The organism is Collinsella sp. AM42-18AC, from assembly GCF_003467965.1.
In the GTDB taxonomy this organism is placed as follows: Bacteria; Actinomycetota; Coriobacteriia; order Coriobacteriales; family Coriobacteriaceae; genus Collinsella.
The window spans coordinates 26,817-49,903 of the sequence record NZ_QSFY01000015.1 but is presented as its reverse complement, the minus strand read 5'-3'; the positions used below and the strand labels follow the sequence as shown (position 1 = coordinate 49,903).

Genomic DNA, 23,087 nt, shown 5'->3' with positions numbered 1-23,087 from the left:
AACAGTTGATTGGTTTGACGTATGACGACTTCTTATAAAACGATGGTGGTAAAGATCGGTTCGTCCACGGTGGTGGGTGCCGATGGCAAGGTCAACCGCGCCTTTATCGGCGGACTTGCCGATCAGGCCGCAGCGCTGCGCAAGCTCGGCTGGCGTCTGGTCGTGGTGAGCTCGGGCGCTATCGCCTGTGGCTATCCCGTGCTGGGCTTCGAACGCAAGCCGGTCGGTGACCTGCCGAGCTTACAGGCCTGCGCCTCGGCCGGTCAGTGCATCATCTCGTCGGCCTACGACGAGGAGTTCCATGCGCGCGACCTGCTCACCTCGCTCGTACTGCTCACGCGCCACGACACGGCCCGCCGCACGTCCTACCTGCATGCGCGCGACGCCCTGCTGCGCCTCGTGGAGCTTGGCGTGGTGCCGGTCGTCAACGAGAACGATACCGTTACCGTCGATGAGATTAAGTTTGGCGACAACGACACACTGGCGGCGCTTGTGAGCTGCCTGGTTTCTGCCGATCTGTGCGTGACGCTCTCGGACATCGATGGTCTCTATACTGCCAATCCGCATGAGGACCCCACGGCCGAGTTTGTTCCTGTCGTGCATAAGATCGATGCCAAGATTATTGCCTCGGCGGGCGATTCTTCCACATCGGTGGGCACGGGCGGCATGATTACCAAGATCCGCGCGAGCCGCATCCTGATGACGGCGGGCATTCAGAGCGTGATTTGCTCGGGCGAGGAGCCCGATGCGCTCGTGCGCCTCGCCCGCGGCGAGAGCGTGGGCACGCTGTTCGATCCGCCGGCGGAGCGTCTGGACATCGCACCCCGCAAGCTGTGGATCGCACTGGGCGACAAGGCGCATGGCTCGGTGACGGTCGATGATGGTGCTGCGAAGGCGCTGGTCAGCCGTGGCTCTTCCTTGCTTGCGGTGGGTATTCGCGAGGTCGATGGCCAGTTTGCCGAGGGTGATGTGCTCGATGTGTGCGACCCGAGCGGTATGGTCGTCGCCCGCGGTATCGCCGAGGCCGATTCGGACGTGCTGGAGCTTGCCGCCGGCCGCCGCCAGGACCAGATTGCCAGCAACCGCCTGCTCGCAGACCTGGCCGAGAAGCCCGCGATCCATAGGGACAACTTGATAGTGTTTGCATAAAGAGAGGCAGCGCTGCGGCTCGTTTTGCCAGCAGTGCTGCCTCTCCTTTTCCGGCACTTGGGGACGTTCCTTATGTGCCGGCACTTTGGGACACTCCTTTGCTAGAAGATCTGGCGCAGGTCTCCGCGGTTGAGGGCTTCGTCGAAGAGGTGCTTGAACACCACGCTGCCGTGCAAGCCGTCGTGCTCGAACTCGTTGGTCACCCAGGCATGCGAGTTGCCCACGCGACTGAGCGTATCGAGCTGCATGCCCGAGTCCACGTACATGTCATCGAAGTACACCGCGGCCTGCAGGGGCACCTCGTTGCACGCCAGGCGCTGCGGGTCGTAGATCTTGTCCCAGCTTGTGTCTTCCATAAGCAGATCCATCGCCGGCTTGAAGGGCTTAAGTTCGGGCATCTGCTCAAACATCCACGGGAACATGGCCTCGCCGGTAAACATGAGCGGTCGCGTGAGCGTGTCGAACTCGGCACGACGGGCCTTCTCTTCTGCCGCGGCCCAGCGAATGGGCATGGTGTCGCCGTCGGCGTAGATGAACTCCTGAAGCGTCCAGTACAGCGGATTCGTGCGCGTGTTGGTGCGCTCGAAGGCGCGCATCAAAAAGCTGTCAGATACCGAGGCGCCGCAGGCCAGCGTGCCGTCGCCGTCAACAAAAGCATGATCGATAATCCAATGCATGCGCTCAAAGCTCGGCTTCATGCCAAAGTCGCTGCCCATGAGCTGTAGGCGTTCGACCGTCATCGGCGAGCCGTCGGGTAGCACGGGCTTTTGCTCCTCGAGGGCATCTGCCAGGGCCGCCACGCGCTCGACGTCGGCGGGGTAGCGGTTGTAATACTGCTGCGTCTTGGCGGCCATGCGCGGGAAGGTGTGCGCGTAGACCTCGCTTGCGCTCGCCGGTACGTGGGGGATGCCGCCGCAGGTAAAGCTTGCCGCCACGCCCTCGGGGAAGAGCGACAGGTAGCTCAGCGTCAAAAAGCCGCCGTAGCTCTGCCCGAGCGTGACCCAGGGCCTGCCGCCAAAGCCCACCAGGCGCAGGTACTCAAAATCGCGCACGATGGAGCTGGCGAGGTGGCGCTTGAGGAAGTCCGCCTGCGAGCGGGCAGCATCGGAGCCGGCCGCCTCGGCGCGCTCGCCCAGTGCGGCAATCGTGCGCCCGTCTACACAGCTGCTGCGCCCGGTACCGCGCTGGTCGGGCAGCACGACGCGGAAATGCTTGACGGCCTCTTCGATCCAGCCATCGCTTGTGGGCGACAGCGGACGCGGGCTCTCGCCACCGGGGCCACCCTGCAAAAAGAGAAGGAGCGGCAGGTCGTCGTTGATGCGGTCGGGTGCGCAAACCACGCGGTAGAAGAGCTTGATGCTCTCGGGCGCGCCGGCGATGGGTGTCGGTATAGCGCCGCGGCGCATGGTGCTGCCGACGGCCAGGAGCATCGGCTCCAGGCCGCGCCAGTCGAGGGGGACGTCGATGCTGTGGTCCTCGACATACAGGCCGGGGACGTGGTACGAAGTGATGAGGGCCATGTGAGTCTTCCGTTCGTTGCGGTGTTTCGGGTTGACCAATTCTACCGCCGCGGGCGAGGCCATGCGCAAATCGGCTACCATGGTTGCAAACTTCTAGGAGAAAGGGCCGCCCATGTCGGTCGATATAGCCACGTATGTCCACGATCTTGCCGTTGCCGCTAAGGCAGCGTCGGCCTCGCTTGCCACGGCGAGCGACGAGCAGCGCCAGGAGGCCGTGCGCGCCATGGCCGCAGCACTGCGCAACGGTGTCGACTCCATCGTCGCCGCCAACGAGCTCGATATGTCCGCCGCGCGCGATGCGGGGACCTCGGCGGGGCTCCTCGACCGTCTGCTGCTGACGCCCGAGCGCGTCGAGGGTATGGCCGCCGGCCTGGAGAAGCTCGCCGAGCTGCCCGATCCTGTCGGCCGCGTGCTCGACCACCGCGTGCTCGCAAGCGGCGTGGACCTCACCCGCGTGAGCGTGCCGTTGGGCCTAGTCGCCATGGTGTACGAGGCGCGCCCCAACGTGACGGCCGACGCCGCGGGCATCTGCATCCGCACCGGCAACGCCTGCATTCTGCGCGGCGGCTCGCTGGCCTATCACTCGTGTGCCATGATTGCCGAACTGCTGGCCGATGCGCTCGAGGCCAAGGGCTTCCCGCGCGAGGCCGTGTCGATGATCGAGTCTACCGACCGCGAGGCCACCGGCGAGCTCATGAAGCTCCGCGGCGTCGTCGATGTGCTCATTCCGCGTGGCGGTGCGGGCCTGATCCAGCGCTGCGTGCGCGAGTCGCTCGTTCCGGTGATCGAGACGGGCACGGGTAACTGCCACATCTACGTGCATGAATCCGCCGACTTCGATAAAGCACTCAACATTATCGTCAATGCCAAGACCCAGCGCGTGGGCGTGTGCAATGCTGCCGAGTCGCTGCTGGTCGACCGTGCCGTGGCCGATGCGTTTTTGCCCGCGGTCGTGGCCGTGCTGCATGACCACGGCGTGCTCATTCACGGCGACGAGGCCACGTGCGCCGCATGCGCCGACGCCGGGCTTGCCGAGGGCGATGACTACGTTGCCGCGACTGAGGAGGACTGGGGTCGCGAGTATCTGGCGCTCGAGATGAGCGTGAAGGTCGTGGCGAACGAGGACGAGGCCATCGCGCACATCAACCGCTACGGCACGATGCACTCCGAGGCCATCGTTGCAGAGGACACGGATGCTTGCGAGCGCTTCCTGGACGAGGTCGATGCCTCGGCCGTGTATGCCAACGCCAGCACGCGCTTTACCGACGGCGGCGAGTTTGGCCTGGGCGCCGAGATTGGCATCTCGACCCAAAAGCTCCACGCCCGCGGCCCCTTTGCCGCCGAGGCCCTCACCACCTACAAATACAAGCTCCGAGGCACCGGCCAGGTCCGTCCCTAAACCTACCAAAAAGGGACAGGTTTATTTTGGCAGGTTTTATCTGCGGTTTTGCCGGGCGACACGTTCGCCCGGCTTTTTTCTCCGCATAACTTTTTTGCCTTTCGGCTTGAGCCGCGGCGATATACGATAGTGACACCGTGTCCTAACATCGACTCACCTGGAGGTATTGCCATGTCCCAGACGCTCACCGCCGGAATCACCCGCGACCGCGCATTCGAACTGCTCAACGAGCACAACAAGGACCCGTTTCACATTACCCATGGCGAGACGGTTGAGGGCACCATGCGCTACTTTGCGCGCGAGTTCGACCCCGAGAACGAGGAGTTCTGGGGCATCGTCGGTCTGCTCCACGACCTGGATTGGGAGGAGCATGAGGACGACCCCATGAACCACACCATCTACGCTGCCGAGATTCTTAAGGGCGAAGGTGCGTCTCCCGAGCTCATTCGCGCCATCCAGACGCACACGTCGGACTTCAACACCTCGCTGCCCAAACCCGAGCTGCAGATGGAAAAGATCCTGTTTGCCTGCGATGAGCTCACCGGGCTGATCGGAGCCGCCGTCATCATGCGCCCGAGCAAGAGCGTCATGGACTTTACGACCAAGTCACTCAAGAAGAAGTTCAAGGACAAGCGCTTTGCCGCCGGCTGCTCGCGCGACGTGATTTCGCAGGGCGCCGAGATGCTCGGCTGGGAGCTCCCCGAGCTCTTTGACCGCACCATCGCGGCCATGCAGTCCTTCGCGCCCGACCGCGACACCTTCCAGGCCTAACCTGCCAAAAAGGGACAGGTTTATTTTGGTAGATTTTATCTGGGAAAACGCTTCCGTTGGATGTTATTCAGCGGAAGCGTTTTCTGTTTGACATGGTGAAGCTGGCGAATGGCGGCGCCTCGCGGCAGACAGCTGCGCTTCGCCGTATCCGTAACTCGGCAAACGCGACGCTACGACGCGTTCTTGATAATCCATGTTCCCAGTCCGGTCAGCAGCTGAACCTGCTTAATCGTTAGCCCTTGTTTTCGAAGCGCGAGAATCGCCTCATTGCGAAGTGGCTTGGAGGCGGATTTGAGTTCCGTCGGAGCACATCCTGCGACACTCTGCACGATTGCCGTGCCAAATTCGCATAGATCTTCCTCGCGAACCTTGGCTGTTGCGCTGGGGCGATAGGGAAGCGACGGCGTACTTTCCATGAGCCGAAGGTATGAGCGAGGTGTTGGGAATATAACACCGACAACGCTGCCGGTAACATGCGGCCGTGACCTGGCACTCATGAGATACTCGCGATGGCTGCTCCAGGGATATTCGTCGTATGCTGCCAGTCCCGCTTTTTGTGGATTCAAATGAATGTATCGAATTGCCTCGAGTAAATATACTTCTGACTTAATGGGCGAATCCCAAAACCGCTCCTGAAACACGTGGCCGATATGCCCCGTCCGCGCATTGTACCTGCCCGCATACGATACGGCTATCGCATGCATCGCGTCGCTCTTGCGGTCGTCCGGATCGTCGATGAGCAGATGAATGTGGTTTCCCATAAGGCACCAAGCGATAAGCTCGATATTGTGTTTGGGGAGGATCGCATCGAGGATCTGAAGCATGGCGATTCGGTCCTCGGCATCGTCAAACAGCAATTGCCCTCCGTTTCCACGCAACGTGATGTGGAAATAACCGGTTGGTGACTTTGAACGAGGTTTTCTCGGCATGGCCCCTCCTTTAGCTTGGATGGGCTGAAGATACCTCATTCGGGGGCTTCGGTTGTCGAGATTCAGTTCACCGACTATAGCTGCTACCTGCCGAAATATAATTGCGTTTTCAAATTGATGCTTTTTAATGGTAATTGAGTAAGACGGGCGCGCTTGTTGTGGATGCGGGCGTTGGTTACGTCGATCTGGACGGCCCTCGCGTGATGTCATCGCAAATGGGCTTCACGCATTTTTGCGGCGATAGAAAAATGGTCGGGCGCTCTTAAACAAAACGGAGCACCTGACCATTTACTGATTGTTTGTTGATGTTTGGCCAGATAGAACCTGCCAAAATAAACCTGTCCCTTTTTGGCAGGTTAGTTGAGGGCGGCTTGGGCTAGGCGGGCTTCGGCGGCCTCCTCGGTGACGCCCAATGCCACGGCGAACTCCTCGATGGAGCGGCGCTTGGCTTCCTTGAGTACACGCATATAGTAAGAGCTGGGCTTTTTATCGGCTTCCTCGGCCTGGCGAATGCGGTGCATCATGGTCTTTGCCACGCGGACCGTCTCGGGCGCGCCCAGCTTGAGCTGCTGCTTAAAGTGTGTCTCTTCAAGCGAGCTGTTGCGCTCGGTAAAGGTGTCGCACTCCAGCTCGTCATAGTGGCTCAGCAGATGCTCGGCATCTTGCTGAGAGATGGCGGCATGCAGACGGTCGGCCTGCGCCACGGGGTACATAAGGATCGTCTGCGCATGCCCCTGCTTGGCCTCGAGCAACAACATGGGCTGCGGCGTGTCGTCCCTAAAACCGACGACGGTGCAGACTCCCTGACCCGGATGAATGACGTGTTGACCGATTGAGAACATGCTACCTCCAACTTATACGAATTTACGTATGTCTAGAATAACACGCTGACGTGCGCAAATCCTCGCTTTATGCAGGAAAAGCACACAACTCTGATAGGTAAGAGTATTCGATAAAAGACACAGCTCATTCACACCTTTATGCATTTTCAACGCGTGCATAATCTGCAGGCAGACCGGCATCTTTGAGTGACTCCATACAAGCTGTAGTCAATTTTGTGCATATGCAATTTCGATTGGCTTTACCCTGCGACAGTGCCCCTCGCTTGTGATAGAGTGCTACAAACTCTGGCTTTTGCCCTACGAGTGACCAAGAGCTCGGGGGCTTTAACACAAGGAGGATCTATGCCCGAGAAGATTGAAGAGCTGGTACGCGCTGCGCTTGCTGCGGCCCAGGAGGCCGGCGACCTTTCCGCATTTGAACTTGACGATTGCGCTATCGAGCGACCGGCTGACACTTCTCATGGCGAGTGGACCTCTACCATGGCCCTGAAGTCCGCCAAGCTGGCCCACTGCGCCCCGCGCAAGATCGCCGAGGCCATCGTTGCCCATATGCCCGAGGACCCCGCGATTGAGAAGGTCGAAATCGCGGGCCCCGGCTTCATCAACTTCTACCTCTCCGTCGCCGTCAAGAATGCCATCTTTGGCGAGGCTCGCGAGAAGGGCATGGACTTCGCTAAGTCCAACGTCGGTGGTGGCCTGAAGACCCAGGTCGAGTTCGTTTCCGCTAACCCCGTCGGCCCCATGCACATCGGTCACGGCCGCTGGGCCGCTCTGGGCGACTCCCTTTGCCGTGTTATGGACCACGCCGGTTACGACATCCAGCGTGAGTTCTACATCAATGACCACGGCTCTCAGATGAACACCTTCGGCAACTCCATCAGCACGCGCTATATGCAGCTTGCCGACATCATCGCCAAGCAGGGCGTGGATATCGACGAGGCTCACAAGCTGCTGATCGCTGACCGCGACGCCTTCGTTGCCGATGAGAACGACGAGCATCCCGAGACCCATCCGTACCAGGACAACTTTGCCGAGACCCTGGGCAAGGACTCCTACGGCGGCGACTACATCATCGATGAGGCCGCCGAGTTCTGGCGCACCGACGGTGACAAGTGGGTCGACGCCGACCCGCAGGAGCGTATGGAGAGCTTCCGTGAGCGCGGCTATGTGAAGATGGTCGACAACATGCGCGACCTCTGCCACGCCGTCAACTGCGACTTCGATCGTTGGTACTCCGAGCGCTCGCTGTATGTGAAGGACACCGAGGGTGAGACCGCCGGCACCTCCGCCGTTGACCGCGCTTTTGAGAAGCTCGACAAGATGGGCTACCTCTATACCAAGGACGGCGCCCTGTGGTTCCGCTCCACCGACCTGGGCGATGACAAGGACCGCGTCCTGATCAAGTCCGACGGCGAGTACACCTACTTCGCCTCCGACGTTGCCTATCACTGGGATAAGTTCCAGCGCGTCGACCACGTCATCGACATCTGGGGTGCCGACCACCACGGCTACATCGAGCGCGTCCGCTGCGTCTGCGACGCTCTGGGTTACCCCGGCAAGTTTGAGGTTCTGCTGGGCCAGCTCGTCAACCTGCTGCGTAACGGCAAGCCTGTCCGTATGTCCAAGCGCAAGGGTACCATGGTGACCCTGCAGGAGCTCGTCGACGAGGTCGGCTCCGATGCCGCTCGCTACACGCTCATCTCCAAGAGCTCCAACCAGATGGTCGACTTCGATATCGAGGCCGTTAAGAAGCGCGACAACTCCAACCCGGTCTATTACGTGCAGTATGCTCACGCCCGCGTATGCTCCATCCTGCGCCGTGCCGCCGACGTTACGCCCGAGCAGGCTGACGAGATGGGTATGAAGGCCGTCGCCGCCAAGGCCATCGGCGAGAACGTTGATTACTCGCTGCTGACCGACCCGACCGAGCTCGCCCTTTCGCGCAAGCTCAACGAGCTCACCGACCTGATTGCCAGCTGCGCTCGCGACCGCGCCCCGTTCCGTCTGACGCACTTTGCTGAGGAACTCGCCGGCGACTTCCACAGCTTCTACGCTGCCTGCCAGGTTCTGCCGAGCGAGGGCCGTCCCGTCGACCCCGAGCTTTCGCGTGCCCGTCTGGCCGCTTGCGACGCCGTCCGCGTGACGCTCGCCCTGGTGCTCACCCTCGTTGGCGTCTCCGCTCCCGAGCAGATGTAACCTGCGGGTCATTTGACCGTGTAGGTTTGGTTTAACTGAGCCCTATAAGCCCGATCTCCTACGGAGGTCGGGCTTTTTTCGCAAACGCCGACGTATTGATGAATTTGGAACTGCTGGAAATACGAAACTATGCCGGTTTACTACGATGAATTGAGGAATTCTAACCACGCCGGCTTTTTGCTAAAAAGTGCAAGGCATCTACCTGCGGTTTTAGTTCAACAAGTTTCGGAGTGGTCGCGGTTGAGCGATTCATCGTAGTAAACCGCCATAGTTTTGGCGGAGGCAGTCAGATTTGTGGGTGGCAAACAAAGAGTGTCCCTTTTGACTAGTCGTTTAAGAACGTCCCCCCAATGACTAAGTTGCAGGTGGCGGCGGTTGTGTTACACTAACGCTGCGTAGTTGACGCAATCATCTCGATACAGATCAATGATGTCCGTCGTTTTGAACGGAACTAGACTGTTTAGCCGCCCTGAAGGTTTATGCAGGGAGCATGTGATCACAGGGCTTGAAAAGAAAGTTGAGCAAACACTGTGTCTGATCAACAGCAAGAAAACGAAATAACGACGACGCAGGCCGCTCCCGCTGCACCGGTTGCGTCGGACCAGGTCGCGGCGCCCGCGCAAGCCTCGGCTCCTGAGACGCCTAAGGCTGCTTCGACGCCTATGCCTGTAGCGGCTGAGAAGGCCGTGCCTGCAACTGGTGAGGAGGCTGCTCCGGCAAAGCCCAAGCGCATGCGCCGCACGGCCAAGCCTGCCGCTGACGGCGAGGAGGTCACCAAGCCAAAGCGCCGTACCACGCGCACGACGCGCGCCAAGCTCACCGTTGCAGCTGACTCCTCGGCGCCGATTTCCGATGAGGTCGCGCAGGCACGTGCGTTGGCGCAGATTAGCGAGGCTCAGGTGGTGCGCGCCCGCCGTCGTGCTGCCGAGCGCGAGGCCGCGGCTCTGACCGAGCTTGCAGCTCCGTCTGTGCCCGAGACGCCTGCCGCCACCGAGACTCCTGTCGCCGACCAGCCGACCGAGAAGCCGGTACCGCGCACACGCCGTCGCACGGCTGCTAAGGCCGAGCAGGTTGCTGAACAGGTAACCCCCGAGCTCACTGAGGCTTCGGTCCGTTCCGCGGCAGGGGAGGGCACATCGCCTGTTGAGCCCGCTGCGCCTGTCGAGGCCAGCGAAGTTCCCGTTGTCGATCCGGCTTTGCGCCCGCACCGTCGCGGTCGCAAGCCCAAGGCCTTTGTCGAGGCCGAGAAGGCCGCAGCCGCAGCCGCCGCCGCTCGGGATGCTGCGGCGACCGCCAAGTCCTCAACTGCTGCCGATGAACCCGTCCAGGATGCTACGACTTCCGAGGCCGTTTCTGCCGATGCCGAGCCCGCCGACGTCCGTCCCGGTCGCAGCCGTCGCACTGCTGCTAAGCGCACGTCCAAGGCTAAGGCTGCCAAGAAGGGTGCGTCCGAGGATTCCGCCGAGACGACCGCCGATGCATCGACTGATGCCGTCGAGCCCCAGGACGTCGAACAGCCTGCATCCGAGAAGCCCAAGCGCGGTCGCAAGAAGTCCGTTAAGGCCAAGGCCGCCGAGCAGCATGCTGATGTCGAAGCGCAGGTCGATTCCGGCGCCGAGGCCAATGACGCCGCTGCGGCCAATGTTGACACCACCGCAACCGATGGTGCCGCCCCCGCCGAGGGCGAAGACGGCGCTCGCCCCAACCGTCGCCAGCACAAGCGCAACGAGGAGCGCAACGAGCGCAAGGACGAGCGCAACAACGACCGTCGCAACCGCCAGCGCGATCGCAAGCAACGCAACAAGGAGCGTAATGCCGCTCCCACCGAGCCCACGCTTTCGCGCGAGGAGCTCGCTGCCATGAAGGTCGCCGAACTTCGCGAGAAGGCCAAGGAGTTCGAGATCGAGACGACCGGCAAGAAGAAGGCCGAGCTCGTCGAGGAAATCTACGTCACCGCTGCGAAGGCCGAGGGCTTCCGCGACATCAAGGGCATTCTGCAGATTCGCCCGGACAGCTCCGGCATCATCCACGCCCATGGCTACATGAAGTCCAACGACGACGCCTTCGTGCCCGCCTACCTCATCCGCTCCGCGCGCCTGCGCACGGGCGACGTCATCGAGGGCTCGCTGCGTCCTTCGCGCGGCGGCGACAAGCGCGCCGGCCTCGCCAAAATCACGACCGTCAACGGTCTGGACCCCGAGCAGATTCGCAACCGTCCCAAGTTCGGCGACCTCACCCCGGTCTATCCCAACGAGCCGCTGCGCATGGAGCACGGCAAGGACTCTATTACCGGTCGCGCCATCGACATCGTGTCACCGATCGGCAAGGGCCAGCGCGGCCTGATCGTGTCCCCGCCCAAGGCCGGCAAGACCACGATCCTCAAGAAGATCTGCCAGTCTATCTCGATTAACAACCCCGAGGTGCACCTCATCTGCCTGCTCGTCGACGAGCGCCCCGAAGAGGTCACCGATATGCAGCGTTCCATCAAGGGTGAGGTTGTGGCGTCGACCTTCGATATGCCTGCCGACAACCACACCCGCGTGGCAGAGCTCGTCATCGAGCGCGCCAAGCGCATCGTAGAGCTGAGTGGCGACGTCGTGGTGGTGCTCGACTCCATCACGCGCCTCGCCCGCGCCTACAACTTGGCGGCGCCTGCCTCGGGCCGCATCCTTTCGGGCGGCGTCGATTCGGCGGCACTGTATCCGCCCAAGCGCTTCCTGGGTGCAGCCCGCAATATCGAGAACGGCGGCTCGCTCACCATCCTGGCCTCTGCCCTCATCGACACCGGTTCCAAGATGGACGAGGTCATTTTCGAGGAGTTCAAGGGCACCGGCAACATGGAGCTTAAGCTCGACCGCGACCTGGCCGACCGCCGCATCTTCCCGGCTATCGACCCCGTTGCCTCCGGTACGCGTAACGAGGACCTGTTGGTCGACGAGCAGATGCGTCCGTTTGTCTTTGGTCTGCGTCGCATTCTTGCAGGCATGAACAACACCGAGCGCGCGGCCGCATCGTTTATTAAGGGTCTTAAGGGCACCAACACGAACCAGGAGTTCCTGGTGCGTTCGGCCAAAAAACACAGCGACTACGAGCAGACGTTCTAGGTTGTCATCCACGCGCAGCGATAGTCATCAATGCGATAAAGGGTCGGGGCTTTGAGCCTCGGCCCTTTTCCATAGCGCCGCTCCGCGCTTATTTTTGACCGTAAGACCGACGAGCAGCAGGTTTCCCGTTTCAATCCGACATCGTCGCTTGCAATCGACAGGGCGGTTTCGCATAATAGCTTTTAAGCTTCGCGACGGAAAACGCAGATGAAACGAACCATATACCGTTGCTTTGGGGCATAGCCCCGCTTCATCTTCTCTCGCGCAGCCAACTGAATGATGCGATTTGGGTGCTGGAAGATGGGGAGAGCTCATGGCTTCTTCTGATGCAACACAACGAGCAGTCCTTGCCGGACTTTCGTGCGGGATCGGCCTTGCCGCTCCCGTGGTTATGTATGCCGCGACGCTGCCGTTTTCGTCGGTGAACGAGACGGTCGTGGCGGGTGCGGTTCCCTTCGCCGTGGGCGCGGTGGCGGGCGTGGGCATCTATGCCGCCTCGCTGGGTATCTCCGAGTATCGTGCGCAGCGTGAAGAGCGTCTGTTCCAGCCCGATGCCATGGGCGGTGCCGCCAATCTCAATCAGCATCAAAGCGAGTTCAAGACCGCCTCGATTCCAGCTCAGCAGCAGGATGCGACTCCTTACGCTGCGACTTCTGCTTCTCAGGCTCAGTCGGAGCAGTCTACCTCGGCATTCCTTTCCGGCCTGACTGGTGCGTTCCAGCGCCGTCATGCCGATGATGGTGTCCCTACCATCGCTCGAGCCGCAGATGCTATGGACGAGGACGAGGCTTGGTCTATGATCGACAGTATGCTCGACGACGATTCGCCGGTGAGCTGCGACCCTGCACACTCGCGCGACGTCTATCAAGTCGCCATCGACGAGCTCACCAACGGCGGGCAGTCCGGCTCCTTCAATCGCGACGACATCGCCGCCGCGGCACGCGCCGTGTCTGGCTCCCAGGCCGCCCCTGCGGGCAGCACGGCGGCTTTCGTGGCACTCGTCGCCAACGCGGCAGCCAATAACGCCTACAGCGCTACCTCGGCGGACGCGAACGCTTCTGCCGATAATTCGTACGTTGATGAAGCCATGACCGCGGACGAGGAGGCCGTTGCCGCCCGCCGCGCCGCCGAAAGCTCGCTTTGGGGCGCTCCTGCCCAGCAGCAGGCGGCTGAGGCTGCGCCGTACAACGCAAACCTCGCCAGCATGCCTATCATCTCCGGTGTCGCGGACATCGATCTCGATGACCTCGATGAGCCTGCAGCCATCACCGCATCGATTGATGCCCAAGATCGCATCGACACCGGCGACCTTCCGGACGCTTCGCTCGAGGTTGATGTCCCCATGGCCGATTACTCAGGCCACGAGGACATGTGGGCCGCCGCCACCGCGATTCTGGATGAGATTGACGAGCCTGCTCCTGTTGCAGCCCCCGCTCCCGTCACTGCCCCTCAGCCTGCTGCCCCCGCCTATGTCGGCCGTCACAGCGCTGTGTTCCCCGAGGATACCGCCCGTATCTCGCGCGAGGGCATCGAGCGAGCCGAGGCTATTGCCGCCGGCATTATGGAAAATCGTCGTCACGAGCGCGTCAATCAGATCCTCGAGGAAGAGATCGAGCGCCTGCAGTCCTCTACCGCCAAGCGTACGGGCCGTGCCTATCTGAGCGTTATCGAGGGCGGTACCGCCAGCTTCGCGCCACTCCGCGCGGAGGCATAACTTCTGCATGGTTAAGATCAATCGAAAATGGGCGGTCGTGACCTGCCTGATGGCGCTCTTGATCTGGGGCAATTCGCTGGTTCCCGGCTCGGGGTCGGGCTCGCTGAGCCTAACGGTCATGGAAGCTATCCGCGATTTCCTGCACGGCGTGGGACTTCCATATGCATGGGTGACCAACTTTGTTGTTCGCAAGTGCGCGCATTTTACCGAGTATATGGTGCTCGGCATCCTGGCAACGCATGCCTTTGATTATGAGGGGCGGCGCACCTTTGACGTGCTGCTGCCCACGGCGGTGTTCCTGCTGCTGATTCCTTCGATCGACGAGACGATTCAGCTCTTTGTGCCGGGACGCGCCGGCATGATCACCGATGTGATGATCGACTGCTGTGGAGCGGCAACGGGCGTTGTGCTCCGATATCTCTTACGGCCGCTGATGCGCGCCAAAAAAGCCGCCTAGGACGTATTGTTTGGTCCTAGGCGGCCTTTTTTATTTGAGGGCTTATATGAGGCGTGGTGGCGTCGTTCCGTAGGTCGGATTTGCCGGGCGCGCCACGCCCTGTGGGTGCGTCTGCTACTGAAGCGCCTGAGCGCCCAGGGCCAAGCAGCCCATAATGCCCTGTTTGCCCTCGAGGCTGTTGTTGACGATATAGCTATCAATGTCGGCCATCTCGGGCGTGACGATGTAGCCGTTGAGCATCTCGGCGCACTTCTTGCGCGCGAGCGGCACGATGGGGGTGTGGTCGGCCACGCCGCCACCGATGACGATCTTCTGCGGTGCGTAGCACAGGATGTAGGTCATGAGCGCCTGCGCCAGATAGCCGGCGAGCAGGTCCATGGCCTCCGGGTCATCGGCCATCTCTCCGGCGCTCTTGCCACCCCAGCGCTTTTTGACGCCGGGACCGGCGATGAGGCCCTCGAGGCAGTTGTCGTGGAAGGGGCAGCCGCTGTGCTCGCCAATGGTGTCGCGCGGGTCGCGCGTGACCAGGATGTGACCGGCCTCGGGATGCATCATGCCGTGCACGAGCTTACCGCCCGAGAGCACGCCGGCGCCCACGCCGGTACCGATGGTCAGATACACCACGTCAGTGAGGCCCTGGGCGCAACCAAAGGTGACCTCGCCCAGGCAGGCGACGTTGACGTCGGTGTCGTAGCCGCAGGGAATATTGAGCTCGTTTTGGATGGTGCCCAGCAGGTCAAAGTAGCGCCATGCCGTTTTGGGCGTCTCCAGGATCTTGCCGTATTGGGACGAGGCAGGGTTGACTGCGGTGGGGCCAAAGGCGCCGATGCCCAGCGCGGCGATGTCCTTGTCGGCAAACCATGCGTTGACGGCCTCAACGGTCTCCTGCGGGGTCGTGGTCGCAATCTGCTCGCGTTCCAGGACCGTGCCGTCTGCATAGCCCGTGGCGCAGACCATCTTGGTGCCGCCGGCCTCGAGCGCTCCGATAAGCTGCTGCTCTGCCATAGTATTCCTCTCTGGACGAGTTGCTCCGTGACTAAAGTATAGCGCTCTAAAAAATAAATGAGGTCGCTATAAAAAGAAACCTCATGGCCCAACGGGTTCACGAGGTTTCTTTAGTGCCTTTAGTTACTGACCGTCCTTACCCGCGCGGGTTGATTTTATCACGTAGCGACTTGAGGTTCTCAAGCGCAGCGTTGAGCGTCTCGTCTCGCTTTGCAAAGTGGAAACGAATCAGATGGTTGACGGGCTCGCGGAAGAAGCTCGATCCGGGAACAGCGCCCACGCCCACCTTGGAGGCCAGGTCCTCGCAGAAGTCGAGGTCGCTGTCATAGCCAAACTCCGAGATATCCATCATCACGTAGTAGGCGCCCTGCGGCACGTTGTGCTCAAGACCGATGCTATCGAGCCCCTGACAGAATAGGTCGCGCTTGGCGGTGTAGAGGTCGAGGACCTCCTGGTAATAGCTGTCGTCGAATTTGAGGGCGGTGACGACAGCTTCCTGCAGGGGAGCGGCAGCACCCACGGTGAGGAAGTCGTGGACCTTTTTAATGCGCTCGGTGATCTGGGCCGGGGCGATGGTGTAGCCCAGACGCCAGCCGGTGATGGAGTACGTCTTAGACAGCGAACTGCAGCTGATGGTTCGATCGAACATGCCGGGCAGCGTGGCCATATAGACGTGCTCGTGGGGCGCGTAGACGATGTGCTCGTATACCTCGTCGGTAATGCAGTAGGCGTCGTACTTTTTGCAGAGGTCGGCGATTAAGGTGAGCTCCTCGCGCGTAAAGACCTTGCCGCAGGGGTTGGAAGGGTTGCACAGGACGATGGCCTTGGGATCGTTGTCGCGGAAGGCCGCCTCGAGTGTCTCGCGGTCAAAGTCGAACGCAGGTGGGTTAAGCGGCACGTAGATGGGCTCGGCACCCGAGAGGATCGTGTCGGCGCCGTAGTTCTCGTAGAATGGCGAGAAGATGACGACCTTGTCGCCGGGGTTTGTGACCGTCATCATGGCGGCCATCATGGCCTCGGTGGAGCCGCAGGTGACCACGATGTTCTCGTTGGGGTTGATCGGCATGCCCATAAAGTGCTCCTGCTTGGCGGCAAGCGCCTCACGCATGGCCTGGGAGCCCCAGGTGATGGAGTACTGGTGATAGAGCGGCTTGGGGTCGCTGGCGATGGCGCTCAGGCTGTTGAGCAGCTGCGCCGGGGGATCGAAGTCGGGGAAGCCCTGCGACAGGTTGACGGCGCCATACTTATTGGAGATGCGCGTCATGCGGCGGATGACCGAATCGGTAAACGTTGCCGTACGGTTGGAGAGTTCTTTCATGCTTGTCCTTTCGAGCATTTGCAGTGGGGCAAGTTTACTCCTATGAAACCGGTGGGAATTGCTCGAAATGGTCTCGAAAAACTCTTTTCAAAATTCTTGAAAATTGGGGCTTGCATCGCGTGGCGTTCCTTGCAATAATAGTCGAGCGCGAAGCGCACAGGACACGGTGGGTGTAGCTCAGTTGGCTAGAGCGACGGGTTGTGGTCCCGTAGGTCGAGGGTTCGAGTCCCTTTACCCACCCCAGTTCTTGCTTCGTGTTGATATCGGGTCGTTAGCTCAGTTGGTAGAGCAGGGGACTCTTAATCCCAAGGTCCAGGGTTCGACCCCCTGACGGCCCACCACACGATATCTCCTCTAAAGTCCGCCACAACGGACTTTAGCTTTGGGTCGTTAGCTCAGTTGGTAGAGCAGGGGACTCTTAATCCCAAGGTCCAGGGTTCGACCCCCTGACGGCCCACCAAAGCATGTTAAGACGGTCAGCAAAAGTTGGCCGTCTTTTTTGTTGACCTTTCATGGGGCCGAACCCGAAAGGGCGCGGAGCTGAGAAAACGCGCAAGCGTTTGCCAGCGCAGCGCGCAAGGCGCCTTGGCGCCGCAGCGGCCGCCTGCGCAGCAGGCTGACCCCCTGACGGCCCACCCAAAGTATGTTAAAGCGACTGGCTTAGGCTGGTCGCTTTTTTGTTGACCTCGCATGGGGTCGAACCCGTAAGGGCGCAGACGCTTTACAAGTCGAGCCTGCCCTGGGGGTCGGTGAATCCGTCTGTACCCTCCTTGAGCTTTTTCTCGTCTGCTTTCACGCGACGTTCGAGCTTCTTTGTATCTTCGGCAGGCGGTAGGTTCTCGGGTACAATTCCGCGGTCGATGAGGCTGCCACGCACGCTTGTGTTGTTCTCGATGTGCTCTTGCTTGATCTGGTCCAGACCGTACAGGTCGTGTTCCTCGGCGTTGAAGGCTGTCATCGAGTTCGTAAGGTCCTTTGCTTTGATGAGAACATCGGCTAGCCTGTCCGCCAATGCCGAGCTCTTGGATACGCCGAGCTGTTGCTTCATTTCCGCCGTGCTTCTGCCGCCGAATAACGCTTCATCGCCCTTCGACTTGATGATCGCGAATCCTTTGGAGTCCACGCCGCGTTTGAACGCAATACCCGAGAGCTGTTTCTCTGAATCAGATAGCGAGTGGCGCGCCTGCAAGCGCTGAATCTCTGCGAAGCGCTGCTCTATGAGCTCTTGGCGGCGCGTCTGCACGGCGAAGTACGCCTGTGCGAGCGCGATTTCTTGCTTGTTTGAATCTCCGTTCTGGGCGATTAAATAGCATGCATAGCGCGTAAGTTTGTAGTCTTTAACCGCGCGAGCGGCGACACCGGCAGTTACCATTTTCGTGGTGTCACGAAAATGGGAATCAACTGGAGTTTTGTTTGTTTCGCACGAGACTTTTGCCCTCTTAACAACTTCGGCAAAGTTCTCCCATCGAGTGTACCCCATGGGTTCCATTAAATCGCGTGCGAGCCAATACTCAACGCCGTCTTCCACATTGGCGTAGCTATCAAGTTTGACACGCCACTTCTCGATATCTCTACTGTCCATATCTCCTCCTCGCTGGCCTATTGTCTATGCGGGCTTTGCCCGCTCTGTATTCAGAATTAGGATACGCTGCCGTGCGGACACGAATGGGCCCCGTGCCACTTCGAGTTCACGGGGCCCATAGATATCGATTAGTTGTGTTTTGCTTTAGATAGGTGTCCAGTTTAATTCGCTCGATAGTGCGATCCGAGACTTTCGGTTCGCTTGCGCATGGCTTTGACCATTTCCTGTGCTAGTTGAATCTGCGATTGCAGGCGGGCGAGGGCTGCGATTTCGCTGTCATTGGCGTGTGGCTTGCTCAGCGCCGTTGCGTCGTCTTGCAGGCTTTCAAGCTGTTGCAGGGCCTTGGATAGACCCGCTTCGGTCCTGTTGATCATGCAGTAGGTACTCATTGTGCGTTTGAGGCAGCGGGTCAGGCGCTCGGCGTCTGCTGTAGCTATGCCATGCTGGGGGAGGGCGATATCCATCGGTGCGGCCGCCTCAGGAGCGTCCAGCGCTGCTTGGGCTGCCGATGCGCCCGCAATGCGCCCGAACACGATGCCATTGGCACTCGACAAGCCGCCGATGCGGTCGGCGCCGTGCATGCCGCCTGTTGCCTCACCGCAGGCGTAGAGGCCCTCAACGCCTGCGTACGCGGTCTTGTCGATTTTGATACCGCCGTTGGCGGCGTGGGCATACATCGCCACGCGCATCTCGTCGGTCGGCGCGATGCCGTGCTCGTCTTGCAGCCAGGTGGCAAAGGTCTGCACAAACTCGGGGATGTCCTCGCGGGGGAAGTCGTAGTGGAGCGCCAGGCCCTCTGCACCTGCCTGATCTATGACGAGGTCGATGGCGCGGGAGGCCAAGCGCGAGGTGAAAGGACCATATCCAGAGCGCTGCTCAAGCAGATCGTTTAGCTTGCCGTCGGCAATATCGACCGGCTGGTCTACATGTACGTAGCGCCAGGTTTTCTCGTTGAAGACCAGGTTGCGCTTGGGCTCGATGAAGCCGGGCATCATCTGCATGAATTCTATATTAGTAAGCGATGCGCCGTGCGCCAGTGCGATGGCCTGCGAGGAGCTGAGCACATCAGCCGACGTAAGGCCGCGCTCGAACAGGCCGCCTGTGCCACCGGCTGCGATGATCGTGGCCTTGGCAGCAAAGGGCACGATTCGATTTTCGGTAAGGTCGTAGAGCACGGTTCCGGTGATTCTGCCGTTCGTGTTCTCAACAAGATCGATAAGCTCATGGCGGGGGAGCAGGCGAATGCCGAGCGACTCGATCTGGGCCATACATGCGTCCTCAAGGGGCTTGCGGGTGAGGCCGCGCCACATGCGCGTCTTGTGGTCAAAGCAGGGAATAAACTGCTTTTGCTGAGCGCTCTCAGCGCTTTGCGGACGCTGGAGCTCAACGCCCAGGTCTTGCTCGAGCCATTCAATTGCCTGGGGAATGCCGTGCACAAACGTCTGGACAAGCTCGGGGTCGGCGACGCCGCCACCAACGGTCTGAATGGTGTCGATGAAGTCTTGTTCGTCGTCTTCGTTAACGGGTCCGATAAGCCCCAGGCCCCAGGTTCCGGGGAAGAAGCTCGATCCACTCATGGTCTTGCCGGCGCTTGCCACAGTGACGGCTGCACCCGTGCGTGCCGCTTCGATGGCGGCGCAAAGGCCCGCAATGCCAGATCCAATTACCAGTACATCAGTCGATTCCATCGGATTCCTTTCTCGTCCGGCGCATTGTCGCACGGGTGATCGGCAAAGGTATCGCAAAGACTCGGCAAATCGGTAAAGGGCAAATATGACAGGTGGGCGTCATGGACACTCTGACGTTCCATCTCGTCTCATCTCGTATTTCGCCCCAACTGATATATCGGCATTAGCTACCCTGCGACAGCGTAAACAAAAAGAGCCGCTACCTCGAAAGGTAGCGGCTCCAAAGCTCAACTGTATGAGCATCGCGCGGGCGCGATTAGGCCTTGAGGGCCTCCTCGACGGCGACAGCGCAGGCGACGGTGGCACCGACCATGGGGTTGTTGCCCATGCCGATGAGACCCATCATGTCGACGTGTGCAGGCACGGAGGAAGAACCGGCGAACTGGGCGTCGGAGTGCATGCGGCCCATGGTGTCGGTCATGCCGTAAGAGGCAGGGCCGGCGCCCATGTTGTCCGGGTGCAGGGTACGGCCAGTGCCGCCACCAGAAGCGACGGAGAAGTACTTCTTGCCAGCCTCGATGCGCTCCTTCTTGTAGGTGCCAGCGACGGGGTGCTGGAAGCGCGTGGGGTTGGTGGAGTTACCGGTGATCGAGATGTCGACGTTCTCGTGCCACATGATGGCAACGCCCTCGCGGACGTCGTCGGAGCCGTAGCAGTTAACGGCAGCGCGGGGACCATCGGAGTAGGGGATGGTCTCGACGACCTTGAGCTCGCCCGTGTAGTAGTCGAACTGGGTCTTCACATAGGTGAAGCCGTTGATGCGGGCGATGATCTGAGCAGCGTCCTTGCCCAGACCGTTCAGGATAACGCGCAGCGGCTTCTTACGAGCCTTGTTGGCGTTCAGAGCCAGACCGATAGCGCCCTCAGCGGCAGCGAAGGACTCGTGGCCGGCCAGGAAGGCGAAGCACTCGGTGTCGTCGGAGAGTAGCATAGCGCCCAAGTTGCCGTGGCCCAGACCGACCTTGCGGTCCTCGGCGACGGAGCCGGGAACGGTGAAGGCCTGGATGCCCTCGCCGATGATGGCGGCAGCCTCAGAAGCGGACTTGGCGCCACGCTTGACAGCGAGAGCGCAACCGAGGGTGTAGGCCCACTCGGCGTTCTGGAAGGCGATGGACTGGGTGTTGTTGACGATCTCACGCGGGTTGAAGCCCTTGTCGGTGCAGATCTGCAGAGCTTCCTCGAGGGAGGCGATGCCGTTGTCGGCGAGGCACTTGTTGATCTTGTCAGCGCGGCGCTCGTAACCTTCGAACGTAACAGTCATAGTTATTTCCCTCCCTTTCTACTCGTGAACCGGGAACACGCTGGCGACGGAGTGAGTCTCCTCGTCGGTGCGCGGGTCGATGTACTTGGCAGCGTTCTCCCACTGACCATAGTGGCCCATAGCGCCAGCGATGGCCTCCTCGGGGGTCTTGCCGGCCTTGACGGCGTCGGTGAACTTGCCGAGGTTCAGGAACTCGAAAGCGATGATCTCGTTCTTGTCGTTGAGAGCCATGCGGGTGACGTAGCCCTGAGCGAGCTCGAGGTAACGAGCGCCCTTGGCCTTGGTGCCGAACATGGTGCCGACCTGAGAGCGAAGGCCCTTGCCGAGGTCGTCGAGGGAGGCGCCCACGGGCAGGCCGCCCTCGGAGAACGCGGTCTGGCTGCGGCCGTAAACGATCTGCAGGAAGATCTCGCGCATAGCAACGTTGATGGCGTCGCAGACGAGGTCGGTGTTGAGGGCCTCGAGGATGGTCTTACCGGGAAGGATCTCGGAAGCCATGGCGGCAGAGTGGGTCATGCCCGAGCAGCCGATGGTCTCAACGAGGGCCTCCTCGATGATGCCGTCCTTGACGTTCAGCGTGAGCTTGCAGGCGCCCTGCTGAGGTGCGCACCAACCCACACCGTGCGTAAGACCGGAGATGTCGGAAATCTCCTTAGCCTGGACCCACTTGCCCTCCTCGGGGATGGGTGCGGGGCCGTGGTATGCACCCTTGGCAACGGGGCACATGTTCTCCACTTCCTGTGAGTACTGCATGCCTCTCCTCTCTATCGTGTTGGCGTCCCGTCTGGGGGTCGTGGCTGGCGATTGCCGGGCGACCCTTCGAAAGGGACATGACATGCAGCCCCTATAATACCGCGAAATGCACGGAATATTCGGCGAACGGCTCAGTTTTCGTAGCGAGAAGTCCGGAAGTTTAAATTGAAATGGTTTAACTCTATGTTCTGTGGTCGCGAACTTCCGTAGAGGGGGTTCGTCTTGGGCAAGCTTTTGGTCAGCTCTTGTAAGCGTTGCAGGGGCTGACCTGTTGCAACGGTGCCGTTCGCCGCCTATTTACTGCCTTTGGCCGCGCGAGTCTATTGTTTTGCGTGGATGTTTTGATGGCACGCTTCAATCGTGCTGTATTGGATGGCAAGCAGATCCCGGCGAAGGGAGCGCCATGCAGCGCGTTTGGAGAACGGTTACCGGCTTTTACCATGTCTGTGCCCGCGGTACAGGCAAGCAGCTCATCTTTGAGGGCGATGAAGACCGGTGGGAGTTTTTGGAGTTGATGCGCGACTGCTGCCGGGAGGCAGGCGTCACGGTTATCGCTTGGTGTCTTATGGGCAATCACGTGCATCTGGTGCTGGCAGATTACGAGGACGCGATGAGCGCGGCGATGCACCGGCTGCTTTTGACGTACGCGCGGCGGTTCAATAAACGCACGGGGCGCACAGGTCATCTGTTCCAGAACCGTTTTGACCGGCGCTCGCTCGATACCGACTGGCAGGTGATGGAGGCTATTCGCTCCGTACACGCCGATCCACAGGAGGCGGGCGTTGGCCTAATCGAGCGTTATCCCTGGAGCAGCTTTGCGGAGCATTTGCGCGCTTACGACGGTGACACGGCTGATGTCGCGAGGGGATTTTCTGATCCTTCTTGCGTGCTTGAGCTCTTTGGTTCTGCCGAGGGCTTTATTGCCTATTCACTTTCGACGCCCGACGGCGGCGAGCCAGCGCTGGGCGATATGAAAGAGACGGAGTGGGAACGCCACGCCTTTGCCGGCAAGATGGCTAAGGAACTCGGGGTTCCGCTTCGCGGGGTTAAAGCCGCACCGCCGGCGCAGCGCGATACCGTTATTTTTGGATTGCACGATGCCGGTTTCACGGTGCGCCAGATTGAGCGCTATACCGGGATTGGCAAAAGTACCGTCTCTCGTATTGTGCGTGCCCGCGCGCGGACGGCGATGCGGACTGGCGGAAACGTGATGTAGGGTCGCCTGTGCGCCGCAGATGGGGTCGTCCATACGCCGCAACAAGCGTTCAAAAGCTTGGTGCGGCAACTGCACTTCTTAATATGCTTAGAACAATCGCCATCTTGCATAAAATAAGGGCTCAGTCCGGGTTTGCCCGTGCCTACCCCCATCTGCGCCGTGCAAAAAATGGAGTTTTCAGCA

17 protein-coding genes and 3 tRNA genes are annotated in these 23,087 nt (G+C 60.5%); 11 read left to right on the top strand and 9 right to left on the bottom strand.

Annotation, left to right across the window (positions count from 1 at the left end; all coding sequences use genetic code 11):
* The first annotated feature begins 21 nt into the window (after positions 1-21).
* Positions 22-1,149: a glutamate 5-kinase gene (gene proB / locus DW913_RS08655; protein WP_117798242.1), complete on the top strand. Its 1,128-nt coding sequence runs from the start codon at positions 22-24 to the stop codon at positions 1,147-1,149.
* Between the two features lie 101 nt (positions 1,150-1,250).
* Here proB and DW913_RS08650 read toward each other — a convergent pair whose 3' ends face one another.
* Positions 1,251-2,669, bottom strand: coding sequence for an alpha/beta fold hydrolase (locus DW913_RS08650; RefSeq protein WP_117772983.1), 1,419 nt, complete (start codon positions 2,667-2,669; stop codon positions 1,251-1,253).
* Positions 2,670-2,781: 112 nt separating this feature from the next.
* On the opposite strand from DW913_RS08650, the gene DW913_RS08645 reads away from it, so the two are divergent.
* On the top strand, positions 2,782-4,068 hold the full coding sequence (locus DW913_RS08645; RefSeq protein ID WP_089572033.1) for a glutamate-5-semialdehyde dehydrogenase: 1,287 nt from the start codon (positions 2,782-2,784) through the stop codon (positions 4,066-4,068).
* A 171-nt stretch (positions 4,069-4,239) separates the two neighbouring features.
* Positions 4,240-4,839, top strand: a complete 600-nt coding sequence (locus tag DW913_RS08640; RefSeq protein WP_117798241.1) for an HD domain-containing protein — start codon at positions 4,240-4,242, stop codon at positions 4,837-4,839.
* Between the two features lie 170 nt (positions 4,840-5,009).
* On the opposite strand, the gene DW913_RS08635 is transcribed toward DW913_RS08640, so the two are convergent.
* Entirely contained in the window at positions 5,010-5,768 is a 759-nt protein-coding gene (locus DW913_RS08635) for a transposase (RefSeq protein ID WP_158552035.1), read from the bottom strand.
* Positions 5,769-6,124: 356 nt separating this feature from the next.
* Positions 6,125-6,610: a CarD family transcriptional regulator gene (locus tag DW913_RS08630; protein WP_089572030.1), complete on the bottom strand. Its 486-nt coding sequence runs from the start codon at positions 6,608-6,610 to the stop codon at positions 6,125-6,127.
* Between the two features lie 342 nt (positions 6,611-6,952).
* Between DW913_RS08630 and argS the strand changes: the two genes are divergently transcribed.
* From argS to DW913_RS08610, 4 genes are all read left to right on the top strand, one after another.
* On the top strand, positions 6,953-8,806 hold the full coding sequence (argS, locus tag DW913_RS08625; RefSeq protein ID WP_117655689.1) for an arginine--tRNA ligase: 1,854 nt from the start codon (positions 6,953-6,955) through the stop codon (positions 8,804-8,806).
* A gap of 530 nt (positions 8,807-9,336) precedes the next feature.
* Positions 9,337-11,910, top strand: coding sequence for a transcription termination factor Rho (rho, locus tag DW913_RS08620; RefSeq protein WP_369832278.1), 2,574 nt, complete (start codon positions 9,337-9,339; stop codon positions 11,908-11,910).
* A 313-nt stretch (positions 11,911-12,223) separates the two neighbouring features.
* Positions 12,224-13,624, top strand: a complete 1,401-nt coding sequence (locus DW913_RS08615; RefSeq protein WP_117798240.1) for a hypothetical protein — start codon at positions 12,224-12,226, stop codon at positions 13,622-13,624.
* Between the two features lie 7 nt (positions 13,625-13,631).
* Positions 13,632-14,081, top strand: coding sequence for a VanZ family protein (locus DW913_RS08610; protein WP_117798239.1), 450 nt, complete (start codon positions 13,632-13,634; stop codon positions 14,079-14,081).
* 114 nt (positions 14,082-14,195) lie between these two features.
* Here DW913_RS08610 and DW913_RS08605 read toward each other — a convergent pair whose 3' ends face one another.
* On the bottom strand, positions 14,196-15,086 hold the full coding sequence (locus tag DW913_RS08605; RefSeq protein ID WP_055252294.1) for an ROK family protein: 891 nt from the start codon (positions 15,084-15,086) through the stop codon (positions 14,196-14,198).
* 136 nt (positions 15,087-15,222) lie between these two features.
* The gene (locus DW913_RS08600; RefSeq protein WP_055252293.1) at positions 15,223-16,404 is read right to left on the bottom strand and encodes a pyridoxal phosphate-dependent aminotransferase; all 1,182 of its coding nucleotides are present in this window, start codon (positions 16,402-16,404) and stop codon (positions 15,223-15,225) included.
* A 166-nt stretch (positions 16,405-16,570) separates the two neighbouring features.
* Between DW913_RS08600 and DW913_RS08595 the strand changes: the two genes are divergently transcribed.
* The 3 genes from DW913_RS08595 (at position 16,571) to DW913_RS08585 (ending at position 16,864) form a co-directional block, all read left to right on the top strand.
* Positions 16,571-16,647, top strand: a tRNA-His gene (locus tag DW913_RS08595).
* A gap of 22 nt (positions 16,648-16,669) precedes the next feature.
* Positions 16,670-16,745, top strand: a tRNA-Lys gene (locus tag DW913_RS08590).
* Between the two features lie 43 nt (positions 16,746-16,788).
* Positions 16,789-16,864, top strand: a tRNA-Lys gene (locus tag DW913_RS08585).
* A 261-nt stretch (positions 16,865-17,125) separates the two neighbouring features.
* Here DW913_RS08585 and dinD read toward each other — a convergent pair.
* From dinD to DW913_RS08565, 4 genes are all read right to left on the bottom strand, one after another.
* The gene (dinD, locus tag DW913_RS08580) at positions 17,126-17,986 is read right to left on the bottom strand and encodes a DNA damage-inducible protein D (protein ID WP_117798238.1); all 861 of its coding nucleotides are present in this window, start codon (positions 17,984-17,986) and stop codon (positions 17,126-17,128) included.
* Positions 17,987-18,147: 161 nt separating this feature from the next.
* Positions 18,148-19,674: an FAD-dependent oxidoreductase gene (locus DW913_RS08575; RefSeq protein ID WP_117798237.1), complete on the bottom strand. Its 1,527-nt coding sequence runs from the start codon at positions 19,672-19,674 to the stop codon at positions 18,148-18,150.
* Positions 19,675-19,930: 256 nt separating this feature from the next.
* Positions 19,931-20,935, bottom strand: coding sequence for a GGGtGRT protein (locus tag DW913_RS08570; RefSeq protein WP_117640944.1), 1,005 nt, complete (start codon positions 20,933-20,935; stop codon positions 19,931-19,933).
* A gap of 18 nt (positions 20,936-20,953) precedes the next feature.
* Positions 20,954-21,688 carry an iron-sulfur cluster assembly scaffold protein gene (locus DW913_RS08565; protein ID WP_006235554.1) on the bottom strand — a complete coding sequence of 245 codons (735 nt, stop codon included), beginning with the start codon at positions 21,686-21,688 and terminating at the stop codon, positions 20,954-20,956.
* A 403-nt stretch (positions 21,689-22,091) separates the two neighbouring features.
* Between DW913_RS08565 and DW913_RS08560 the strand changes: the two genes are divergently transcribed.
* Entirely contained in the window at positions 22,092-22,904 is an 813-nt protein-coding gene (locus tag DW913_RS08560) for a transposase (RefSeq protein ID WP_117798236.1), read from the top strand.
* The last annotated feature ends 183 nt before the right edge of the window (positions 22,905-23,087 follow it).

Coding starts and splice junctions, on each gene's coding strand:
- proB (WP_117798242.1), top strand. CDS start 22: ATGACGACTTCTTATAAAACGATGGTGGTAAAGATCGGTTCGTCCACG.
- DW913_RS08650 (WP_117772983.1), bottom strand. CDS start 2,669: ATGGCCCTCATCACTTCGTACCACGTCCCCGGCCTGTATGTCGAGGAC.
- DW913_RS08645 (WP_089572033.1), top strand. CDS start 2,782: ATGTCGGTCGATATAGCCACGTATGTCCACGATCTTGCCGTTGCCGCT.
- DW913_RS08640 (WP_117798241.1), top strand. CDS start 4,240: ATGTCCCAGACGCTCACCGCCGGAATCACCCGCGACCGCGCATTCGAA.
- DW913_RS08635 (WP_158552035.1), bottom strand. CDS start 5,768: ATGCCGAGAAAACCTCGTTCAAAGTCACCAACCGGTTATTTCCACATC.
- DW913_RS08630 (WP_089572030.1), bottom strand. CDS start 6,610: ATGTTCTCAATCGGTCAACACGTCATTCATCCGGGTCAGGGAGTCTGC.
- argS (WP_117655689.1), top strand. CDS start 6,953: ATGCCCGAGAAGATTGAAGAGCTGGTACGCGCTGCGCTTGCTGCGGCC.
- DW913_RS08615 (WP_117798240.1), top strand. CDS start 12,224: ATGGCTTCTTCTGATGCAACACAACGAGCAGTCCTTGCCGGACTTTCG.
- DW913_RS08610 (WP_117798239.1), top strand. CDS start 13,632: ATGGTTAAGATCAATCGAAAATGGGCGGTCGTGACCTGCCTGATGGCG.
- DW913_RS08605 (WP_055252294.1), bottom strand. CDS start 15,086: ATGGCAGAGCAGCAGCTTATCGGAGCGCTCGAGGCCGGCGGCACCAAG.
- DW913_RS08600 (WP_055252293.1), bottom strand. CDS start 16,404: ATGAAAGAACTCTCCAACCGTACGGCAACGTTTACCGATTCGGTCATC.
- dinD (WP_117798238.1), bottom strand. CDS start 17,986: ATGGACAGTAGAGATATCGAGAAGTGGCGTGTCAAACTTGATAGCTAC.
- DW913_RS08575 (WP_117798237.1), bottom strand. CDS start 19,674: ATGGAATCGACTGATGTACTGGTAATTGGATCTGGCATTGCGGGCCTT.
- DW913_RS08570 (WP_117640944.1), bottom strand. CDS start 20,935: ATGACTGTTACGTTCGAAGGTTACGAGCGCCGCGCTGACAAGATCAAC.
- DW913_RS08565 (WP_006235554.1), bottom strand. CDS start 21,688: ATGCAGTACTCACAGGAAGTGGAGAACATGTGCCCCGTTGCCAAGGGT.
- DW913_RS08560 (WP_117798236.1), top strand. CDS start 22,092: ATGCAGCGCGTTTGGAGAACGGTTACCGGCTTTTACCATGTCTGTGCC.